This window comes from Streptococcus sp. 23.2 (genome assembly GCF_016648665.1).
Classification (GTDB): domain Bacteria; phylum Bacillota; class Bacilli; order Lactobacillales; family Streptococcaceae; genus Streptococcus; species Streptococcus salivarius_E.
Genome location: NZ_JACLQJ010000010.1, coordinates 39,937 through 60,498 on the forward strand (window position 1 = coordinate 39,937; position 20,562 = coordinate 60,498).

At 39.1% G+C, this 20,562-nt stretch carries 16 protein-coding genes; 9 read left to right on the top strand and 7 right to left on the bottom strand.

The annotated features are described in order from the left end of the window. Positions 1 to 5: 5 nt before the first annotated feature. The 4 genes from efeB to H7T98_RS06530 are packed head-to-tail and all read left to right on the top strand — an operon-like array spanning position 6 to position 3,790. Entirely contained in the window at positions 6 to 1,211 is a 1,206-nt protein-coding gene (gene efeB, locus H7T98_RS06515) for an iron uptake transporter deferrochelatase/peroxidase subunit (RefSeq protein WP_201061530.1), read from the top strand. Then, on the top strand, positions 1,189 to 2,874 hold the full coding sequence (locus tag H7T98_RS06520) for an FTR1 family iron permease (RefSeq protein WP_201061532.1): 1,686 nt from the start codon (positions 1,189 to 1,191) through the stop codon (positions 2,872 to 2,874). Before efeB ends, H7T98_RS06520 begins: the two co-directional genes overlap by 23 nt. Continuing rightward, positions 2,861 to 3,589, top strand: coding sequence for a twin-arginine translocase subunit TatC (tatC, locus tag H7T98_RS06525; protein WP_201061534.1), 729 nt, complete (start codon positions 2,861 to 2,863; stop codon positions 3,587 to 3,589). Before H7T98_RS06520 ends, tatC begins: the two co-directional genes overlap by 14 nt. 12 nt (positions 3,590 to 3,601) lie before the next feature. Beyond that, the gene (locus tag H7T98_RS06530; protein WP_002890941.1) at positions 3,602 to 3,790 is read left to right on the top strand and encodes a twin-arginine translocase TatA/TatE family subunit; all 189 of its coding nucleotides are present in this window, start codon (positions 3,602 to 3,604) and stop codon (positions 3,788 to 3,790) included. A gap of 135 nt (positions 3,791 to 3,925) precedes the next feature. Here the strand turns inward: H7T98_RS06530 and H7T98_RS06535 are convergent, their stop codons facing one another. The 5 genes from H7T98_RS06535 to H7T98_RS06555 all read right to left on the bottom strand — a co-directional run bounded on the left by H7T98_RS06535 (position 3,926) and on the right by H7T98_RS06555 (position 8,891). Then, entirely contained in the window at positions 3,926 to 4,018 is a 93-nt protein-coding gene (locus H7T98_RS06535; protein WP_004182539.1) for a type I toxin-antitoxin system Fst family toxin, read from the bottom strand. Between the two features lie 158 nt (positions 4,019 to 4,176). After that, complete coding sequence (locus H7T98_RS06540) at positions 4,177 to 5,313, bottom strand: ABC transporter ATP-binding protein (protein ID WP_175057147.1); 1,137 nt, start codon at positions 5,311 to 5,313, stop codon at positions 4,177 to 4,179. A 22-nt stretch (positions 5,314 to 5,335) separates the two neighbouring features. Then, complete coding sequence (locus H7T98_RS06545; protein ID WP_060971766.1) at positions 5,336 to 6,172, bottom strand: sugar ABC transporter permease; 837 nt, start codon at positions 6,170 to 6,172, stop codon at positions 5,336 to 5,338. Continuing rightward, positions 6,172 to 7,530: a carbohydrate ABC transporter permease gene (locus tag H7T98_RS06550; RefSeq protein WP_195519875.1), complete on the bottom strand. Its 1,359-nt coding sequence runs from the start codon at positions 7,528 to 7,530 to the stop codon at positions 6,172 to 6,174. The genes H7T98_RS06545 and H7T98_RS06550 overlap by 1 nt, the downstream gene beginning before the upstream one ends. A gap of 113 nt (positions 7,531 to 7,643) precedes the next feature. Further along, entirely contained in the window at positions 7,644 to 8,891 is a 1,248-nt protein-coding gene (locus tag H7T98_RS06555) for an extracellular solute-binding protein (protein ID WP_064520790.1), read from the bottom strand. A 180-nt stretch (positions 8,892 to 9,071) separates the two neighbouring features. Here H7T98_RS06555 and H7T98_RS06560 point away from each other — a divergent pair, with 180 nt between their 5' ends. From H7T98_RS06560 to glgP, 3 genes are all read left to right on the top strand, one after another. Next, positions 9,072 to 10,076, top strand: a complete 1,005-nt coding sequence (locus H7T98_RS06560) for a LacI family DNA-binding transcriptional regulator (RefSeq protein ID WP_195519874.1) — start codon at positions 9,072 to 9,074, stop codon at positions 10,074 to 10,076. 253 nt (positions 10,077 to 10,329) lie between these two features. Next, positions 10,330 to 11,829 (top strand): 4-alpha-glucanotransferase, encoded by a 1,500-nt coding sequence (malQ, locus tag H7T98_RS06565; protein WP_195519873.1) that lies wholly within the window; start codon positions 10,330 to 10,332, stop codon positions 11,827 to 11,829. 1 nt (position 11,830) lies between these two features. Next, entirely contained in the window at positions 11,831 to 14,092 is a 2,262-nt protein-coding gene (glgP, locus tag H7T98_RS06570) for a glycogen/starch/alpha-glucan family phosphorylase (protein ID WP_022496654.1), read from the top strand. 111 nt (positions 14,093 to 14,203) lie between these two features. On the opposite strand, the gene H7T98_RS06575 is transcribed toward glgP, so the two are convergent. Continuing rightward, positions 14,204 to 15,343: a hypothetical protein gene (locus tag H7T98_RS06575; protein WP_229103920.1), complete on the bottom strand. Its 1,140-nt coding sequence runs from the start codon at positions 15,341 to 15,343 to the stop codon at positions 14,204 to 14,206. A 108-nt stretch (positions 15,344 to 15,451) separates the two neighbouring features. Here H7T98_RS06575 and H7T98_RS06580 point away from each other — a divergent pair, with 108 nt between their 5' ends. Continuing rightward, positions 15,452 to 16,441, top strand: coding sequence for a lipoate--protein ligase (locus H7T98_RS06580; RefSeq protein ID WP_048675812.1), 990 nt, complete (start codon positions 15,452 to 15,454; stop codon positions 16,439 to 16,441). Between the two features lie 288 nt (positions 16,442 to 16,729). Continuing rightward, positions 16,730 to 17,800, top strand: a complete 1,071-nt coding sequence (gene xerS / locus H7T98_RS06585; protein WP_155213113.1) for a tyrosine recombinase XerS — start codon at positions 16,730 to 16,732, stop codon at positions 17,798 to 17,800. Positions 17,801 to 17,962: 162 nt separating this feature from the next. Here xerS and H7T98_RS06590 read toward each other — a convergent pair whose 3' ends face one another. Further along, positions 17,963 to 20,503: a M1 family metallopeptidase gene (locus H7T98_RS06590; RefSeq protein WP_201061536.1), complete on the bottom strand. Its 2,541-nt coding sequence runs from the start codon at positions 20,501 to 20,503 to the stop codon at positions 17,963 to 17,965. Positions 20,504 to 20,562: the final 59 nt, after the last annotated feature.

Consider the following 20,562-nt stretch of genomic DNA (forward strand, 5'->3'; position numbering starts at 1 on the left):
GAAAAATGACTGACGAAAAATTTTTAGATCAAAAAATGGACCGTCGTGAATTTCTTAAAAAAGCAGGTATTGGAGGGGCAGGGCTTGCGCTTGGTCTTTCTGGTGCATCTGCTTTTTTCGCTAATCAGGATAGTTCAAGTAAAAAGGCTTATGATGGTGATGAAGATATTAGCTTCTTTGGCAAGCACCAGGCTGGGATTACGACTCCTATGCAGAAGGCTTGCTACTTGGTGGTGCTAGATCTTCATACAACCGATAAAAAAGAAGTCATCCAGCTTTTTAAAGACTGGACCGATTATAGTAGTAAATTGGTCGAAGGAGAGTTAGTCAAAAAAGACGGTTCTAATGCCCTCTTGCCTCCTACGGATACAGGCGAAACGGTGGGACTCAACCCCTATCGCCTGAGTCTGACTTTTGGAGTTTCGGCTGATTTTCTTAAAAAACTTGGTTTAGAATCCAAACGTCCTAAGCTCTTCCGCGATTTGCCTCCATTTCCTAAGGAGCAGTTGCAGGACAAGTATATGGGTGGTGATATCGTGATTCAAGCCTGTGCGGACGATGAACAAGTAGCTTTCCACGCTGTCCGCAATCTGATTCGTAAAGGTCGTAATAAAATCACCATGAAGTGGAGCAAATCAGGGTTTGCAGCTATCGGAGACCGCAAGGAAACGCCTCGAAATCTTTTTGGTTTCAAGGACGGTACTGCCAATGTTACGACAGAAAAGGAATTCGATAAGGTTGTCTGGACTGATAGTAAAGATTGGATGAAGGGTGGTTCTTATATGGCTCTTCGTCTGGTACAGATGCACCTTGAAACTTGGGATCGTACTAATTTGCAAGAGCAGGAAAACACCTTTGGTCGTTACAAGGAATCAGGCGCTCCCTTTGGTAAGAAAGATGAGTTTGATGAAGTAGATTTATCTAAACTTCCTGTAGATTCGCATGTCCGTTTGGCTAAAGAAGTAGACCTTCCTATCTTACGTCGTTCATATTCTTATTCAGATGGCATTGATGAGAGAACTGGCCAGTTTGATTCAGGTTTGATTTTCATTGCCTACCAGAAGGATCCAGACCGTTTTGTTAAAATTCAGACTAATCTTGGTGCTGTAGACAAGATGAACGAGTACATCACCCATATCGGAAGTGGGCTCTTTGCTTGCTTTGCTGGCGTGGAGAAAGGAGGCTACCTTGGTCAAGCACTCTTTGAATAAACTCCTCGTTTTACTTGGGCTTTTAGCCTTATTCTGGACCTATCCAGTAGCTGCTGAATCATATAGTGACCTCTATATCAAAATTACAGATGCCACAACAGCTGTTCAAAATAAAGATCAAACAAAAGCTAAGGAATTGGTTGCTGAGATTAAGACTGATTTCGAAACAAAAGAAAATCACGATTCCAAGGCTGGTAAAAAAGTTAGCAAGGCTCTTGATATTAAAGGTGACGTGACAGAAGAGGACCTAACCTCCATTTCGTCAGCCCTTCTTAAATTTGAGAAAGAGCAAAATCCTGTTGATTTAGATGCCGAAAAGGAAAAACTTGAAACACGCTTAGAGCCTTATTTCAAAAACTTACAGGATGCCATTACGGCCAAAGACCTGACTGCAACACGCAAAACTTACAGTGAATTAAATAATGCTTGGACGCGAAATGAAGCTGTTGTCCGTGACCACAGTACTGCCTACTACGGCAAGATTGAGACGGCCATTTCACTTTTGCGAAGTAGCATTGAGACGGAGCCTACTGATTTCACCAGCATCCAGTCATCTTATGATGATCTCAAGGGTGGGATTGATGACTTTATCAAGGGTGTCCCTCTTGATAGCACAAGCTCAAGTTTAACCCTAAAAGATGGTATTAAGCTCTTGGAAAAGGCTCTAGGTCAATTCCAAGCAGGTGATGACAAAACGGCTGCGGCAACTATGAAGAAGTTCATCACTATCTGGCCAACCATTGAAGGCGATGTAAGCACAACTAATCCAAGCCTTTATACGCGCGTGGAAAGTGAAACACCTGTTATCATGGTTAAGGGAAAAGAAAAAGCTTATCAGGACAAACTGCAAGCCTTGATCACAGACCTATCTGCTATTGATACAAGTGCTTCTTATAATGCCTTTGATGCCATGTTGATTCTCTTACGTGAAGGGGTTGAAGCCCTCCTCATTGTTATGGCCCTTGTGACAACTCTTAAGGCAGCCAAGATGCGTAAGGGACTCAAATGGGTTTATGGCGGAGCCATTGCTGGTGTTCTTGCCAGCGCAGTTATAGCTGTTATCTTACAAGTTGTCTTTCCAGCTGTGACCTCGGGGGCTAACCGTGAAATTATTGAAGGTGGCGTTGGTATCTTTGCAGTTGCGATGATGATTCTGATTGGAATTTGGCTCCATCGCAAGTCTTCAGTCAAACAGTGGAATGACTTTATGGACCGCCAGATGAAGACGGTGACGGCTACTGGAAGCTTTGTGTCCATGTTTGCACTCAGTTTCTTGGCTGTCTTTCGTGAGGGTGCCGAGACTATACTTTTCTATGTCGGTATTGTCCCACGTATCACGACAGCTAATTTCTTGATTGGTATTGCTTCAGCCATTGCAGTTCTTGTTATCATTGCTGTGGCTATGACTAAAGCGAGTCACTATATTAAACCACACCGCATTTTCTTTATTTTGACTTGGTTGATTTATGCCTTGGCCTTCAAGATGCTCGGTGTCAGTCTTCATGCCCTTCAGTTGACTAATATGATGTCTAATCATTTGATTAGTGGTTTCCCAACCATTGATTGGGCTGGTATCTATCCAAGCTGGGAAGTCTTGATTCCACAACTTATCTTTATTGCTATTGTTGTCTTTGTGACGGTGAAACAGCATGGCAAGAAATAAAGATGAGATGACTATTGTTGAGCATCTGGTGGAATTTCGGAGACGTTTCATTGCAGTAGTGTTGTGCTTTTTCCTAGTTTTTTGTATTACTCTGTTGTTTGCTGGGCAACTCTATGCTTATCTAACCAGAGGATTTGACAAGCCTTTATTAGTTCTAGGGCCTAACGATATTCTTTGGATTTACATTAACTTGGCTAGTCTCATGGCTTTTACGGTCACTTTGCCTTTCACCACCTACCAGATTTGGCAGTTTGTGAAACCAGGTTTGAGGGACAATGAAGCGCGTGCTATCTTTGCTTATATCCCAGCAACTTTTGTCTGTTTTGTATTGGGTTTGGCTTTTGGTTATTATTTTGTTAGTCCAGCTATCTTAGAAGTACTTTTAAAACTAGGCGAAGGGCTCTTTAATACACAAATTACAGCACAGAACTACCTTAGTTTCTTACTGCATACGACAGTGCCTTTGGCTGTTCTCTTTGAACTTCCCATAGTTGTGAGTTTTTTGACATCTATCGGCATAATAACACCAGTTTTTCTGACACACTATAGACGCTATGCTTACTTTATTCTCTTGGTTTTGGCAGTCATTCTAACACCAGCTGACTTTATCAGTGACCTGGCCATGACGGCACCCTTAATCTTGCTTTATGAAGTTAGCGTAACTCTAAGTAAGCTCATTTATAAACGTAAACAAAGAAAATATAAAGATAAATAGAAAGGAAATCTCATGGGAATTCTACGTGATATCGGAGCCCCAGGACTTATCATTATTGTCCTAGGAGCCCTCCTCATATTTGGTCCTAAACGCTTGCCAGAACTCGGCCAATCCATCGGTAAAATGCTAGCCGAATTTAAAGCAGCTGTAAATAAGACTGATGAAGATAAAAAGGATCAAGAGACTGGGAAGAAAGACTAGTTCCTAGATACTCTATTTTCTTGACAATTCTAAGCTTTTATGACATAATACACCTGTATTGAATAGTAAGTCTATATCATAGGCAAGAAAAGACCCCAAGCTAACATCCACATAAGCTCGGGGTCTTTTTTAGCACTATCTATCCTTGTTTAACCACTTGTCGATCAGACGAAGGATAACACCGACCACAATAGGTCCGATGATAGTTTTGAATAGTAAATCCATCATAGGCAAACTCACCTCCCTTCGTAGGCGGTGTCGAGGTGCCAAGGGATATTATATCATAGATTGAGAGAGTTGTTTAGTGAGTGTCAGGAAGTAAATGTTAAAAGGTAGTTTGATCATGCCATACAAAAAAACAGCCCTCTTGAGCTGATTTTTTTATCTTACAAACTGATACGTCTTTCTGTTTCAGCGTCGAAGAAATGACCTTTTGCAACGCTGAAAGTAAGGTTTACTTTTTCACCTGGATTGTGGAAGTCACGCGCATCAACACGGGCAGCAAATTCAGTTCCTCCAAGTTTTAGGTAAAGCATTGTTTCTGCACCAAGAAGCTCTGAAACGACGACTTCAGCATCTATATTGGCATCTGGATATACTTCTTGAACGATTGGACGGCTTGAAACATCTTCAGGACGGATACCAAAGATAACTTCTTTGCCTTGATAACCTGTTTCTTTCAAGATTTTAGCTTGACCTTCAGAAATTGCAATATCCAAGCCTTCAGAGTTAGTGATACGGTTGCCATCAACCTTAACATTGAAGAAGTTCATAGCAGGACTTCCGATAAATCCAGCAACAAATTTGTTGGCTGGTTCATTGTAAAGTTCCTGAGGTGTACCAATTTGTTCGATACGACCGATAGTACCAGAACCATCAGGATTTTTAGTAGAACTCATGATAACGATACGGTCAGCAAGAGTCATGGCTTCTGTTTGGTCGTGAGTAACATAGATGGTTGTTGCGCCAATATTACGAGTAATTTTAGCAATTTCAGCACGCATAGTGACACGAAGTTTAGCATCCAAGTTTGAGAGAGGTTCATCCATGAGGAAGACTTTAGCATCACGAACGATGGCACGTCCCATAGCTACACGCTGACGTTGACCACCAGAAAGGTCTGCCGGCTTACGATCTAAGAACTCAGTCAATCCAAGGCTAGCAGCAGCTTCACGCACACGTTTGTCGATATCGTCTTTTTTATATTTACGAAGTTTAAGACCAAAGGCCATATTTTCATAAACAGTCATATGAGGGTAAAGTGCGTAGTTTTGGAATACCATGGCAATGTCACGGTCTTTTGGTGATTTGTCATTAACTACTTCACCATCAATATAGAGTTTACCTTCAGTGATTTCTTCAAGTCCAGCAACCATACGGAGAGTTGTTGATTTACCACATCCTGAAGGACCTACGAAAACGATGAATTCCTTGTCTTTGATGTCGATACTGAAATCTTCAACAGAGTAGTGAGTTGCATTTGGGTATTTTTTGTAAATTTTATCCAGTTTAAGAGTTGTCATATCATTTATCCTTTATCCTTTATTATTTAACTGATCCGCCGGTTACACCTTCAACATAGTATTTCTGCATGAAGATAAAGAGAAGAGTGATTGGGATGGCGATGATAATAGCACCTGCGGTAAATGGAAGGAACCATTCATTGATAGCGTCTTGGTTAAGCATTTGGAAGAGTCCAAGGGCAACGGTATATTTATCTTTAACGTCACCGAGGATAACAGATGCAAAGATGAAGTCTACCCAAGGTCCCATGAAGGCCATGAGGGCAGTGTAGACGATGATTGGTTTAGAAAGTGGCAAGGTAATCTTGGTAAAGATTTGAAGACGAGTTGCCCCATCAATCATTGCTGATTCATCCAATGAGTAAGGAATGGTATCAAAGAAACCTTTCGCAATGTAGAAACCAAGTGCTGCCCCAGCAGAATAAACCAAAACCAAAGATGTCAAGGTTTGTGTCAAATTAAGGGCCTTCAAAATATAGTAGACCGCAATCATAGACATGAAACCAGGGAACATGTTAAGTACAAGTGCCAATTTCAAGAAGCCATTTCTGTGCTTGAATTTAATACGGCTAAGTGAGTAGGCCATCCCAACGGTAATCAAAGTTGAGAGGATACATGTACATGTGGCAACGATGAAGGTATTGATGAACCATTTTCCAAATGGATAAGCATCGCTGGTAAACAGTTTGATGTAGTTATTAAATGTGTAAGTCTTAGGGAAGAAGTAAGGCACCGCATTGGCTCCTTCACCACGGAAACTTGTAAGGAAGATCCAGATAATAGGAATCAACCAGATAACAGCTAGAACTGTCAATAGAATATAAGTACCAGTTAGGTAAAGATTTTTCTTACGTTTCATTATTTAGCAGCCCCTTCCTTGAATGAAGATGATCTTGTGTAGGCCAAGAGACTGAATGTTGCAGAGATGGCGAAAATCAAGATACCGATAACAGATGCCAAGTTATAGTCTTTAGCGCTAACAGTCAGTTTGTAGAGCCAAGTTACCAAGAGGTCAGTTGAACCCGCTTGATAGTATTCAGAATTTTTAGGTCCACCACCAGTAAGGAAGTAGATAACGTTGAAGTTATTGATATTACCGATGAATTGTTGAATCAATGATGGTGCCATAATCAAGAGAATTTGTGGGAAAGTGATACTCTTGAAAATTTGGAATTTACTTGCTCCATCAATTTCAGCTGCTTCAATCTGCTCAGTTGGCAAGTTCATGATGATACCAGTTGCGACCAACATTGTAAATGGAATACCAATCCACATATTAACAAAGATAATAGATAACTTCGCCCAGAGAGGATCAGTTAAGAATGGAATAGGTCCATTAGTGATATGCAAGGTTTGAAGCAAACCATTCAAAGGTCCATGGTCATTAAGGAAGTTACGCATCAAAAGAAGTGATACAAACTGAGGAACGGCGATAGTGATAACAAAGAGTGTACGCCATACTTTCTTGAATTTAAGGCCCTTAGTGTTGAGCAAGAGGGCAAGGACAATACCGAAGAAGAAAGTAGTTGCTGTTGCAGCAACGGCCCAAATCAAGGTCCAAGTCAAAAGTGGGAAGAAAGTACCAGCCATTCGACCTTGTAAAACTTCACCAAAACTTGAGAAACCAACCCAGTCAAAGAGTGATTTAGGTGCTGGGTGATTGTGGTCAAAGTTAGTAAAGGCCAAACAGATCATGTAGATCAGAGGCAAGATTGTGAAGAGCAAAACTCCAATCAGTGGGACAGTCATAAGACCCATGTGGAAACGGCCATCAGCCAAGGTCTTGAAGTCTTCGATAAAGTTAGGAACTTTACGTCCAGACTGTTTGAGAGCCATGAGATGACGAGCACTCTTAAGATTACACCAGTAAATATAAGCGAAGACTGCACAGAAGATTAATGAGGCAAGTCCAAAAATCAACATAAGCATTGAATTATCTCCAGCAACCTGAACTGTAAGTTTAACGCCATTAACTTCTTTAACGGCCTCACCTTGTTCTTGAGTTCCCAAAGTAAGCATTCCTTGAAGAGCTGGGACAATTTGGATAACGAATGCTACTAAGAAGGCAATCTCAGAAAGGAGGAAAAGCAATCCCTTGGTAAACTGTTTGTTAACCAAGTTTGCAAATCCCATTACCAGAAAGGATAATTTGACATCCCATGTTCCTTCTTTGAAGACTTGGCGCATAGGAGTTGTGTCGTAGATTGTTTGTGACATAGATATCTCCTCAGATAAATGTGTGATTAGTGATGGTTTCTATTTTGTCTACAATAAAAGATAAAGAGGATAGGAACTTGACCCACCTCTTTACCTTGTCATTGTTAGGATTCTTATTTAGCCGCTGCCAAATCTTTATCAAATTGTTGTAATTTAGTAAGGAATTGGTCTTCCTTGATTTTACCGTTATAAGCGTCACTCATAAGAGCAGCACTTTCAGTCCAGAAGACTGACATTTGGCTAAGTTTAGGCATAACAGTTGTGTACTGCTCAGATGAACCCATAGTAATTACAGCTTGTGCAAGTGCATCCTTTTGAACAGCTTCAGAAGCTTGAACTTCTTTGTTGGCTGGGATGATGTGACGGTCTTCATTAGTGAATTGGTTATTTTGACTGTCTTTGCTTGTCAAAGCTTGTGCCAATTGGTAAGAAGCAGCAATACGTTCAGCGTTACCTTTAGATGGTGTTTGGTTAACTGCGTAAAGTTTTACACCCATGAAGGCTTTTTGTTGAACGTCTTGACCACCGATATTAACTGTTGGGTAAACAGCAATACCAAGATTGTCTTTACCGACAGCTTTAGCAGCTGCAGCGTAGTCCCATGGTCCTGATTGGAAAGCATCAACAGAACCATCTTCGAATTTAGCCATCATGTTAGCTGAATCAACATTAACAAATCCTTTGTTGTCTTTTTGAGCTGCGATAAACTTAAGAACATTCACACCAGCTTCGTTACCCCAGTTAGTACCTTTCACATCTTCACCGTTAGGACCAAAGAGTGTGTCACCAACTGAAAGGAAGAGAGGAGCAGTTACATAAGCGTTAACTTCTTTCAAGTTGCTACCAAATTTAGCTTTAGAAGTGATTGTTTCATATGATTTCACATCTTCTTCATTAAGTTTAGATTTGTTGTAGTATGTAACTTGAGTTTCGATACCGTATGGGAAGGCGTAAGTTTTACCTTTGTATTGAGCACCTACAGCAGCTTGTTCAGTATCTTGTTCAGCAATTTCTTTTGAGTATTGCTCTGGGATTTCTTGGATAGCCCCAGCGTCTACCAATTTACCGAGTTGGTCATGTGGAAGTGAGAAGACATCTGCAGCAGTAGAAGCATCCTTAGTCAAGTTTTCTTGGGCATTTGGATCTTCCATTTCTACCATATCAACTTTGTAACCAGATTTCTTTTCAAACTGTGCTACTGTGTCTGAGTAAGATTTCTTAGCTCCAGTTGGTACCCAAAGTTTCAAGGTCTTGCTATCTGAACTTGAGCTCTTGCTTGAGTTTGACCCACAAGCCACCAAGAGCGACCCAGCCACGAGAAGTCCAGCACTACCAAGTAATACCTTTTGCCATTTTTTCATTTCTATTTCCTCCAGAAATTTAGTTTACGATAACCATTATGCAATCGCTTTCATCATTTGTCAAGTATTTTATAAAAAAATTTTTAACTTTGTGCAAACGATTGCAAAACTAAATTGTTTCGGTTATAATTGTTCTTGTATTTTACGACTATAAATATTTATGAGAATGAGAGGAAAATAATGGCTACAATTAAGGATGTTGCCCAAAAAGCAGGAGTAAGTCCTTCAACGGTTAGTAGGACCTTAAAAGATAATCCAGCCATTTCTGAAGAAACAAAAAACAAGGTGCGGGCGGCTATGGATGAATTAGGTTATGTCCCCAATCTTGCAGCTCAGATGTTGGCAACTGGCTTAACTCATAGTTTAGGTGTGATTCTTCCTCCTTTGGCGCATAGAGAAAATATCAGTCAACCCTTCTATATGGAAATTCTAACAGCAATTAATGAAGAAGCAAGTCGCAATTCTCAGGTCGTCAGTATTGCCACAGGTGCTAGTTTGGATGAATTAGTTAAACAAGTCGAACTCATGCATCGCCAAAAACGAGCTGATGGTTTCATTATTCTCTACTCTGAGAAGAATGATCCTGTTAAATCCTATCTCCTAAAAGAAAAAGTTCCTTTTGTCGTCATTGGAGCTGCAGGTGATACAAAAGATAAGGTTACCTACATCGATAATGACAATAAGGCCTTAGGTAAGGAAGCAGTGACTTATTTATCATCTCATGGTCATAAAAAAATAGGTTTTATTACGGATGACCTTTTTGGTCAAGTAGGACAGGAACGTTATCGAGGTTATAAAGAAGCAGCAGATGAACTAGAATTAGAAATCTTACCTGAACTTGTATTTTCATCTAAAACAATCGATAAGCTAAAGAAGGAATTAGATAGATTTTCTCCGACAGCTTTGATTGTCAAGGATGACCTTATCGCCCTTCGTCTCATTCAATGGCTAAACAATCAAGGAATTAGAGTACCTGAAGATTATGCTATCATTTCCTTCAATAATTCTACTTTTGCAGAAATCATGCATCCGTTCTTGACCACTTTTGATATTAATATCCAAGAACTTGCTAAAGAAAGTGTACAAAGTCTTAATGGACTCCTTAAGTCAACTAAGAACAAGTCACAGAAAGTCATCATTCCATTTAAACTTATAGAAAGAGAAAGCGTCTTAACGCATTCATAATATCTTAAGGAGAATCTAAGTAGTTGGTTAGTAAATTAGCCGGCTACTTTTTTATTTTATGTAAGATGACTATTTTCCGGAATTCACTAGAAGCCTCGGCTTAAAAACACTCTCTCAAATTGTAAGCGTTTGTTTTGCGAACAATTATTCAAAAAAAAATAAAAAAATTTCTATTTTTTTGCTAAAAATTCTTGACTAATGCAAACGCTTGCATTATAATCATAAGTGTAAAAAATAATTTGAGGTAAACTTTATGAACAAACGAGCAAGCGGTGTATTGATGCACATCACATCACTTCCAGGTGACTACGGGATCGGATCTTTCGGTCAAGCAGCCTATGACTTTGTTGATTTCTTGAAAGAAACAAAACAAACTTACTGGCAGATCTTGCCACTTACTACAACAAGTTATGGGGACTCACCTTATCAATCATTCTCTGCGGTAGCGGGGAATACACACTTCATCGATTTGGATTTCCTTATTCGTGACAAGTTTCTAACTAAAGCTGATGTTAAAGGCGCTGACTTTGGATCAGATCCAGAGTTTATCGACTATGCTAAAGTTTATGAAGCACGTCGCCCAATCCTTGAAAAAGCAGTAAAAGCTATCTTGGCAGATAAAAAAGAAGCTAAAAAATTCGAAGCTTTTAAAACTAAAAATGCTAACTGGTTAGCAGATTATGCTGATTTCATGGCTATCAAAGAACACTTTGATAACAAAGCGCTTCAAGATTGGGATGACAAAAAAGCAGTTAAACGCGATGAGGCAACTCTTGAAAAACTTCGGAAAGAACTTGCTGATGTCATCACTTACCACCAAGTAGTGCAATACCTCTTCTTTAGCCAATGGGCAGAACTTAAAGCCTATGCTAACAAAAATGGTATTCAAATCATTGGTGACATGCCAATTTACATCTCAGCTGATAGTGTTGAAGTTTGGACTCAACCACACCTCTTCAAACTAGATGCCGAATGTAAACCACGTTACATTGCCGGAGTTCCACCAGATAACTTCTCAGCTACTGGTCAACTTTGGGGTAACCCAATCTACGCTTGGGATAAACATAAAGCTGAAAATTATTCTTGGTGGGTATTCCGTATTCAAGAATCATTCAAACTTTATGATTACTTGCGTATTGACCACTTCAAAGGTTTCTCTGACTTCTGGGAAATTCCTGGCGGAGATGAAACAGCTGAAAATGGTAAATGGGTTCCAGGACCTGGTTACGACCTTTTCAAAGTTGTTAAAGAAGAATTGGGTGATCTTAAAATCATTGCTGAAGATCTTGGTAACATTGATGATAAGACACGTAAACTTCTTGCAGACTGTGGTTACCCTGGAATGAAGATTGTTCAATTTGGTTTCTACGATACTACTGGAAACAGCATTGACATTCCTCACGTATACACACAACATTCAGTTGCTTACACAGGTACACACGATAACGAAGTAATCAACGGTTGGTACGACAACTTGACGCAAGAGCAACGTGATTACACTGATGCTTACATTAACCGTCGTCAAGGTGAACCAATTACACGTGCTCTCCTTCGCACACTCTTTGCTACAGTAAGCAACACAGCTATTGCGACTATGCAGGATATCCTTGATAAACCTGAAAATAGCCGTACAAACTTCCCTAACACAGTTGGTGAAAACTGGAAATGGCGTATGCTTCCAGGTGAAATCACTGTCGACAAGAAAGAATTTTTGACAGACATTACAGAAAGATATAATCGAGGTAATAACTAAAATGGCTACATTTACACAATATGTTGAAGCAAAAAACAAAAATCTTAAGGACCTTTCAAACGAAGAAATCTACTATCTTTTGTTGGAATTCGTAAAAGAAGCAGCTGCTCCAAAACCTAAAAACGATAGCAAACGTAAAGTTTACTACATCTCAGCTGAGTTCTTGATTGGTAAACTTTTGTCTAACAACTTGATCAACCTTGGCATCTACAAAGATGTTAAAGCTGAATTGGCTGCTGCTGGTAAATCAATCAGCGAAGTTGAAGACGTTGAACCAGAACCATCTCTTGGTAACGGTGGTTTGGGTCGTTTGGCTTCATGTTTCATCGACTCTATGGCAACACTTGGCATCAACGGTGAAGGTGTTGGGCTTAACTACCACTGTGGTCTTTTCAAACAAGTCTTCAAAGATAACAAACAAGATGCAGAACCAAACTACTGGATTGAAGATCAATCATGGTTGGTACCAACTGATATCTCTTATGATGTTCCATTCAAAAACTTCACATTGAAATCACGTTTGGACCGCTTGGATATCTTGGGTTACAAGAAAGAAACTAAGAACTACCTTAACCTCTTCGATATCAACGGTTTGGATTATGATTTGATTGAAAAAGGAATCACTTTTGATCAAGACGAAATCCAAAAGAACTTGACACTTTTCCTTTACCCAGACGACTCAACTCGTAAAGGTGAGCTCTTGCGTATTTACCAACAATACTTCATGGTATCAAACGCTGCTCAACTTTTGATTGACGAAGCTATCGAACGTGGTTCTAACCTTCACGACCTTCCAGATTACGCTTATGTACAAATCAACGATACTCACCCATCAATGGTAATTCCAGAATTGATCCGTCTTTTGACAGAAAAACATGGATTTGAATTTGATGAAGCAGTAGCTATCGTAAGCAAAATGGTTGGTTACACAAACCACACTATCTTGGCTGAAGCCCTTGAAAAATGGCCTCTTGACTACCTTGAAGAAGTCGTTCCACACCTTGTTGTTATCATCAAGAAATTGGATGCTATCATTCGTGAAAAATACGAAGATCCACGTGTTCAAATCATTGACGAACACAACCGTGTTCACATGGCTCACATGGACATCCACTTCTCTACAAGCGTTAACGGTGTAGCAGCACTTCACACAGAAATCCTTAAAGCTTCTGAGTTGAAACCATTCTACGACCTTTACCCAGAACGCTTCAACAACAAAACAAACGGTATTACATTCCGTCGTTGGTTGGAATTCTCAAACCAAGAACTTGCTGACTACATCAAAGAATTGATTGGTGATGGTTACCTTACTGACGCAACTCAATTGGAAAAATTAGCTGCCTTTGCTGATGATCCAGCAGTTCACAAACGTTTGGCTGAAATCAAATATGATAACAAGTTGTCACTTAAACGTTATCTTAAAGCCAACAAAGGTATTGAGCTTGATGAAAACTCAATCGTTGATACACAAATCAAACGTTTCCACGAATACAAACGTCAACAAATGAACGCTTTGTATGTCATCCACAAATACTTGGAAATCAAAAAAGGAAACCTTCCAAAACGTAAAATCACTATCATCTTTGGTGGTAAAGCAGCTCCTGCCTACGTTATTGCTCAAGACATCATCCACTTGATCTTGTCACTTTCTGAACTCATCAACAATGATCCAGAAGTAAGCAAATACCTCAACGTTCACTTGGTTGAAAACTACAACGTAACAGTTGCTGAACACCTCATCCCAGCAACAGATATCTCAGAACAAATCTCATTGGCTTCTAAAGAAGCTTCAGGTACAGGTAACATGAAATTCATGCTTAACGGTGCCCTTACACTTGGTACAATGGACGGTGCCAACGTTGAGATTGCTGAATTGGTAGGACCAGAAAACATCTTCACATTTGGTAAAGATTCTGATACAATCATCGACCTTTATGAAAAAGAAGGTTATGTACCACGTGATTACTACGAAAAAGATGCTAACATCAAAGCAGCTGTTGACTTTATCGTAAGCGAAGACCTCGTTAAAGTTGGAGATAAAGAACGCTTGGAACGTCTCCACAAAGAACTTATCTCTAAAGACTGGTTCATGACGTTGATTGACTTGGCTGAATACATCGACAAGAAAGAAGAAGTATACGCAGCTTACGAAGATCAAGATGCATGGAACAAAAAAGTTGTTTACAACATTGCTGAAGCAGGATTCTTCTCATCTGACCGTACAATCGAACAGTATGACAAAGACATCTGGCACACAAAATAATATTCTAGTTGCATAGAAGGAAAACAAGATCAGAAATGGTCTTGTTTTTTTGTATGAAAAAAACAGCCAATAGATAAATTAGCTGTATTTACATAAATAATGTTATGTTACCTATGAGTGATAATTCAGTATATCATTCATATAGGCTTCTTTATTTGATGAATCATAAGTTTTAGATGTTGAGTATTTTAGATAATGGATTTCATTTTTTGCATTTCTGGATTCTTCTTGTAAGTAAGAATCTGTAATGGTAATCTTAAAATCCTCGCTCTTACCTGTTAGATCAAGGCTTAGCGGGAAATTTGTAAATTCATCTGAGTAAAAGGCCATTTTATAAAAGTTGTACCTGTCACCTCTAAATGAATTTAAGTGAGGGAATTGTATATGGTAGATGCCATTCCAATAATTTCCATACTCTCTAATTTCGTAGTCATCGAAGAATTCCTGAATTCTTTCTTTGTTAGCAAAATCCTTATCAAAGGTAACAAAGGGAGCCTGCCAATCCCAGAGTGGGATGTCTCCTTCATTTCCGTAGATAATATAGCTTTGCATTTTTCCTGATTTAGGATTTTTCAACTGAAAGTGGTATTCACTGACACCATCTTTCACAGCCCCAGTTTGATAAAGGGTATCGCCAGGAACTATCATAAACAGGAAGTCCCTTAGATATAACTCGAAGTCGGCATCCATTGTTTTATCATGTAATCCAGGGAAACGTCGAATCATTTGTCTGTAATTCTCTGCATTCGAAAACCATTCTTCATCAAAACCCGGACCAACCTCAAAAACTTTACGGTCAAAATAGCGTTCATAACGGTCGAAAAAGTTTTCAGTAGAAGTCACCTGTCCAAATGGTAAAATGATTTTGGTCTTATCAGTAAAAGTGATATGCAATAAAAGTCTGCGGGGATCAATTCCTTTATCAATATAATGGCCGACCTTATATGTAGACAGATTATCAGGGAAATCGTCTTTTCCGAAGTGTAGGACCTCAATCTCAATATCTTTGACAACTTTTCTTCGAGGTATTATCTTCTTGACGCTGTAATTATAGGCTTTGTAATAGTAATTGTTTTTATCGTAGAGATAAGGCTTATAAGCTCTTTGGTAGGCATTATAGAGAAACATTCCAAGAGCAACAAAAAGAAGCAGAGCAAATGCTATTTTGACCTTTTTATTTATTTTACTGGTTACCCTCGAGAAAAAGAGACTTAATTTACTAGGATTTTGTATCATTCCAAAACTCCCCATATATTTTTTACTATTATATCATGAAAATCCTTATACCTAAGGCGTCTTCGTGTACTTTGTCACCGTTTTCCTTTATAATATAAGTATCACATTACAAGAGGAGACCTCATGAAATATATTGTAAACACATCAAATGATCCTGCCTATAATATTGCTTTGGAAGCCTATGCCTTTCGTGAATTGGTGAATGAAGATGAACTGTTCATTCTTTGGATTAACCGTCCAGCTATCATTGTTGGTAAACACCAAAATACCATTCAAGAGATTAACAAAGAATATACAGATGCTCATGGTATTAAGGTCGTTCGTCGTTTGTCTGGTGGTGGCGCTGTTTATCACGATTTGAATAACCTCAACTATACTATCATCTCTAATAAGGCAGATGAAGGGGCATTTGACTTTAAGACTTTCTCTCAACCTGTAATCGCAACACTTGCTGATTTGGGAGTTAAGGCTGAGTTTACTGGCCGTAATGACCTTGAAATCGATGGTAAAAAGTTCTGTGGAAATGCTCAAGCATACTATAAAGGTCGTATGATGCACCATGGTTGCTTGCTCTTTGACGTTGATATGTCAGTTCTTGGCCAAGCCCTCAAAGTCAGCAAAGACAAAATTGAATCAAAAGGTGTTAAATCTGTACGTGCTCGTGTGACAAACATCGTAGACGAATTGCCAGAAAAAATCACTGTAAATGAATTCTCAGATAAGATCTTGGAAAAAATGAAGGAATTTTACCCTGATATGACTGAATACGTCCTTTCTGAGGATGAATTAGCTAAAATCCAAGAGTCTTATGAGAAGCAATTCAATACTTGGGACTGGACATACGGTCAATCACCAGAATACACAGTAGAGCGTAACGTTCGTTACCCAGCTGGTAAGATCTCAACTTACGCCAATGTTGAGAATTCAATTATTAAATCTGTTAAGATTTACGGAGATTTCTTTGGTATCGGGGATGTATCTGATATTGAAGAGTTGCTGGTCGGTGTACCTTACGAGTACGAAGATGTCTTGGCTAAACTTAAAACCATTGACACAACACATTATTTCTCACGTATGACAACCGAGGAGGTTGCAAAAGCTATCGTAGCTTAATTCATTGTTTGAACAATCTGGAAGACTCCAGGTTGTTTTTTCTTGGGAAAAATTCTATAAGTAAAAAATACGTTATAAAGATTTTTCAAAGTCAAAGAACAATAAAGATATTTTCAAAAATTGGTTTATGATTGATTTAGTGTGGTATTGTGTATATCTGAATAGTAAACCTATAAAGCCGCTAAGTGAAAAACATCTTATAACATCTTTCCGAAAAACTGTAATTTTCTTGAAAGAAAGATAAGGGTGTGATATACTTCTATTAAGTAATATTGGAGAAAAAAACAAATGAAACGTGAACTCTTACTCGAAAAAATTGAAGAATACAAATCTCTTATGCCTTGGTTTGTCTTGGAGTATTATCAGTCTAAACTATCGGTTCCATATTCTTTTACGACCTTATACGAATACCTAAAGGAATATAAACGCTTTTTTGACTGGTTGATTGACTCAGGTATTTCAGATGCTCATGATATTGCCTCAATTGACATCAAAACCCTGGAAAATCTAACTAAAAAAGACATGGAGTCATTTGTGCTCTTTCTACGTGAACGTCCGTCCTTAAATACCTATTCCAAGAAACAGGGAGTTTCTCAAACAACCATTAACCGTACGCTTTCAGCTCTATCTAGTCTCTATAAGTATTTAACTGAGGAGGTCGAGGGTCCTGACGGTGAGCCATATTTCTATCGTAACGTCATGAAAAAAGTTTCTACTAAGAAAAAGAAAGAAACTCTAGCTGCACGTGCTGAGAATATCAAGCAGAAACTCTTTCTAGGCGATGAAACCATGGAATTTCTTGATTATGTCGAAAATGAATACGAAGTTAAGCTCTCAAATCGCGCAAAATCTTCGTTTTACAAGAATAAAGAACGTGATTTAGCGATAATAGCCTTGCTACTGGCTTCAGGGGTTCGACTTTCTGAGGCTGTTAACCTGGACCTTAAAGATATCAATCTGAAAATGATGGTCATTGATGTTACTCGAAAAGGTGGCAAACGAGACTCAGTTAATGTAGCAAGTTTTGCAAAACCTTATCTTGAAAATTATCTTAGTATCCGTGATAAACGCTATAAGGCTGAAAAGCAAGACCTTGCCCTATTTTTAACGGAATATCGAGGGGTTCCAAACCGTATTGATGCTTCAAGTATCGAAAAAATGGTTGCCAAATATTCTCAGGATTTCAAGATACGTGTGACTCCCCATAAACTACGACACACTCTGGCAACACGTCTTTATGATGCTACCAAGTCTCAAGTTTTAGTTAGCCACCAACTTGGCCATGCTTCCACTCAGGTCACTGATCTTTATACTCATATCGTCAATGATGAGCAAAAAAACGCTCTAGATAATTTATAATTACCCTAGTCTAACCATTCCTATTTGGAGTGGTTATTTTTTAGTTTACATAAATTTAATTATGCTAAAATCATTTTATGACCATTCATAAACATAACTAAATTTATGTAAATATTACACACAAAAAACAAACTCTCCTTCATGGAAAGCTTGTTTTACTTATTAATAATCTTTAAGAGCTGATTCAACCTCAGCTTTTTCTTTTTCAATCAAGTCTACGCGTGCAGCAATTGTCTTAATTCCCATCAAGATATTACGTTCTAAGGCTTTATCACTTGTTTGTGGCTCGAAGAAAGCAATATATTGATCAAGACGTTCTTGTGTTTTAAAGATTCCAGCTGGGATATTAACAAAGCTATCAAAGCTCATATCGCCACCTAGAGCTGCCTTAATCCAATCCCAGTTATCTTTCGCCCAGTTCCAAACGGTTTCTTGTGCAAATGATTTGCTGAGGAAATTCATATACCATAGGTACAAATCTTGAGGTTTAACGACATGTTTGTCTTTAAGCTGACCTAGCACGTAGTCGAGACCTTCTTGGTTTTTAAGGTATGAAACTGCTTGAGTCAATTGACGACGGAAATTACTATCATTTGTTGTTACATATGCATTGACATAGTCTTCAACAAGAGTTAGACTGTTTTCTTGTTTCATTTGGTTAATGAGAACGAGACCACGGACACTTGCAGGGATGCTTTCAATGTTCTCTTTATGAGCTTGGAAAACACTTGCGGCCGCAAGGACTGCTGGTTGATAGTCTGCTTGAATCAAGTAGCTAAGAGCTGTTTGACGAACCATTTCGTCTTCATCTGATTCTCCATCTTTGGCATCGAAACCAAGACGCTCAAAGTCGTTTTGGAATTGACGACGTACTAAAGCCTTGTAATGCACTTCTGCTTCTGTATCCTCATCGATAAAGCGTTTCAAACCAGCGAGGATTTGAGACTTAGCTTGAGCAATCAAGAAGCTTTCTTCTTTTTCGACAAGATCAAGAAGAGCGACTAGGCTTTCATACGAGATACGGCCACTTTCAGCAAGAAGACGGCGTTCTTGCAAAATCTGAAGTTTACTTACAGTATCAAGGTTAGCAAATTCCTCTAAGAGGTGGTCCAAGAGTTCACCTTGATAATCTGTGATGTAATGTGCTGTATTTGCTGTATTAAGGCGAAGAGCTCCGTTATTTTCAGCAACAAGCTGGTTATAATTTGGAATCTCAATACGCTCTTCTGAGAGTGTGTCTGGGAGCCCCTTCCAGTTTGTGTTCAATGGAATCTCCCAAAGACGACCTTTATCTTCATGTTCACCAATGAAGAATTGTTTTTGACTAAGAATAAGAGTGTCGTCAACTACTTCTGCACTAACAACAGGGTAACCTGGCTGCTCCAACCAAGTATCCATGAAACTAGAGACATCTTTACCAGAAGCATCAGAGAGGGCATTCCAGAGATCTCGTCCAATAGTGTTGTTGTACTGGTGTTTTTCGAAGTAAGCTTTAAGTCCTTTGGCAAAGGCTTCATCGCCTAACCAACGGCGAAGCATATGCATGAGACGGCTACCCTTAGCATAAACGATAGCACTATCAAAGAGGGTATTAATCTCATCTGGGTGATTAACTTCCATGTGGACTGACTGAACACCATCTGTAGCATCACGTTGGAGGGCATGAGGCACACCAGTTGTTTGGAAATCTTCGAAGATATTCCAGCTAGGCTCAATGGCATCTACTGAAACATACTCCATCATATTGGCAAAGCTTTCGTTAAGCCAGAGATCATCCCACCATTTCATTGTAACAAGGTTACCGAACCATTGGTGAGCCAATTCGTGGGCAACCACAAGGGCTACTTGTTGACGACTTGCAGCTGAGCTATTTTCATCTACAAGAAGGTAAACTTCACGATAGGTAACAAGTCCCCAGTTTTCCATGGCACCTGCTGAGAAGTCAGGAAGTGCGAGATGGTATGACAATGGGATAGGATACTTGACTTGGAAGTAGTCTTCGTAGAAATCAATGACACGAACGGCAATATCAAGGGCAAAGTCAACGCTGTTTTCAGCTTGTGCAACTGTAGCGAAGACACCAACTTCAGTACCGTTTTGTGTTTTCGCTGTCTTACCTTGAAGAGCTCCAAAACCAAAGGCAAGGAGGTATGTAGACATACGAGGGGTTGTCTCAAAAGTCCAAACTCCAGTCTCTTCACGCAAATGGCTATTGATTTCAGGCATATTTGACAAAGCGATATCGCCTTCTTCAGCATCAAATTTCAATGAGAAATCAAAAGTAGCTTTAGCTTCTGGTTCATCAACAGATGGGAAGGCTTCACGCGCAAAATGAGATTCAAACTGCGTTGAAATAATTTCTTTTTTCTCACCATTGTGGGTGTAATATGATGGGTAAATCCCTGTCATATTATCTGTAATACGACCAGAGAATTCAATGACAAGCGTCAAAACACCGGTCTCTGGAAGTTCAATATGGAAGGCTTCGTTAGCATCATCCATTTGGAAGTTCAATGATTCATTATCCAAGAGAACGGAACTAATGGTAAGGTCTTTTTGGTGAAGGGAGATATGGTTATCAAGGGCTTCACCTGTGATGGCAACATTCCCTGTAAAGGTCTTTTCAGAACGATTAATGTCCAAGAAAAGATTGTAGTTTTCAGGGATGAAACTTTCGATAAAACGAGCAACAGATGCTGTCATACGTATATACTCCTAATCTAACTTTTCGTATCGAAACAGACTGACAAATGTTTCGATAT

What these genes read in the sequence shown, in the direction of transcription:
- tatC (WP_201061534.1), top strand. Translation starts at nt 2,861, where the DNA reads ATGGCAAGAAATAAAGATGAGATGACTATTGTTGAGCATCTGGTGGAA.
- H7T98_RS06535 (WP_004182539.1), bottom strand. Translation starts at nt 4,018, where the DNA reads ATGATGGATTTACTATTCAAAACTATCATCGGACCTATTGTGGTCGGT.
- efeB (WP_201061530.1), top strand. Translation starts at nt 6, where the DNA reads ATGACTGACGAAAAATTTTTAGATCAAAAAATGGACCGTCGTGAATTT.
- H7T98_RS06560 (WP_195519874.1), top strand. Translation starts at nt 9,072, where the DNA reads ATGGCTACAATTAAGGATGTTGCCCAAAAAGCAGGAGTAAGTCCTTCA.
- H7T98_RS06555 (WP_064520790.1), bottom strand. Translation starts at nt 8,891, where the DNA reads ATGAAAAAATGGCAAAAGGTATTACTTGGTAGTGCTGGACTTCTCGTG.
- glgP (WP_022496654.1), top strand. Translation starts at nt 11,831, where the DNA reads ATGGCTACATTTACACAATATGTTGAAGCAAAAAACAAAAATCTTAAG.
- H7T98_RS06540 (WP_175057147.1), bottom strand. Translation starts at nt 5,313, where the DNA reads ATGACAACTCTTAAACTGGATAAAATTTACAAAAAATACCCAAATGCA.
- H7T98_RS06545 (WP_060971766.1), bottom strand. Translation starts at nt 6,172, where the DNA reads ATGAAACGTAAGAAAAATCTTTACCTAACTGGTACTTATATTCTATTG.
- H7T98_RS06575 (WP_229103920.1), bottom strand. Translation starts at nt 15,343, where the DNA reads ATGGGGAGTTTTGGAATGATACAAAATCCTAGTAAATTAAGTCTCTTT.
- malQ (WP_195519873.1), top strand. Translation starts at nt 10,330, where the DNA reads ATGAACAAACGAGCAAGCGGTGTATTGATGCACATCACATCACTTCCA.
- H7T98_RS06590 (WP_201061536.1), bottom strand. Translation starts at nt 20,503, where the DNA reads ATGACAGCATCTGTTGCTCGTTTTATCGAAAGTTTCATCCCTGAAAAC.
- xerS (WP_155213113.1), top strand. Translation starts at nt 16,730, where the DNA reads ATGAAACGTGAACTCTTACTCGAAAAAATTGAAGAATACAAATCTCTT.
- H7T98_RS06580 (WP_048675812.1), top strand. Translation starts at nt 15,452, where the DNA reads ATGAAATATATTGTAAACACATCAAATGATCCTGCCTATAATATTGCT.
- H7T98_RS06550 (WP_195519875.1), bottom strand. Translation starts at nt 7,530, where the DNA reads ATGTCACAAACAATCTACGACACAACTCCTATGCGCCAAGTCTTCAAA.
- H7T98_RS06530 (WP_002890941.1), top strand. Translation starts at nt 3,602, where the DNA reads ATGGGAATTCTACGTGATATCGGAGCCCCAGGACTTATCATTATTGTC.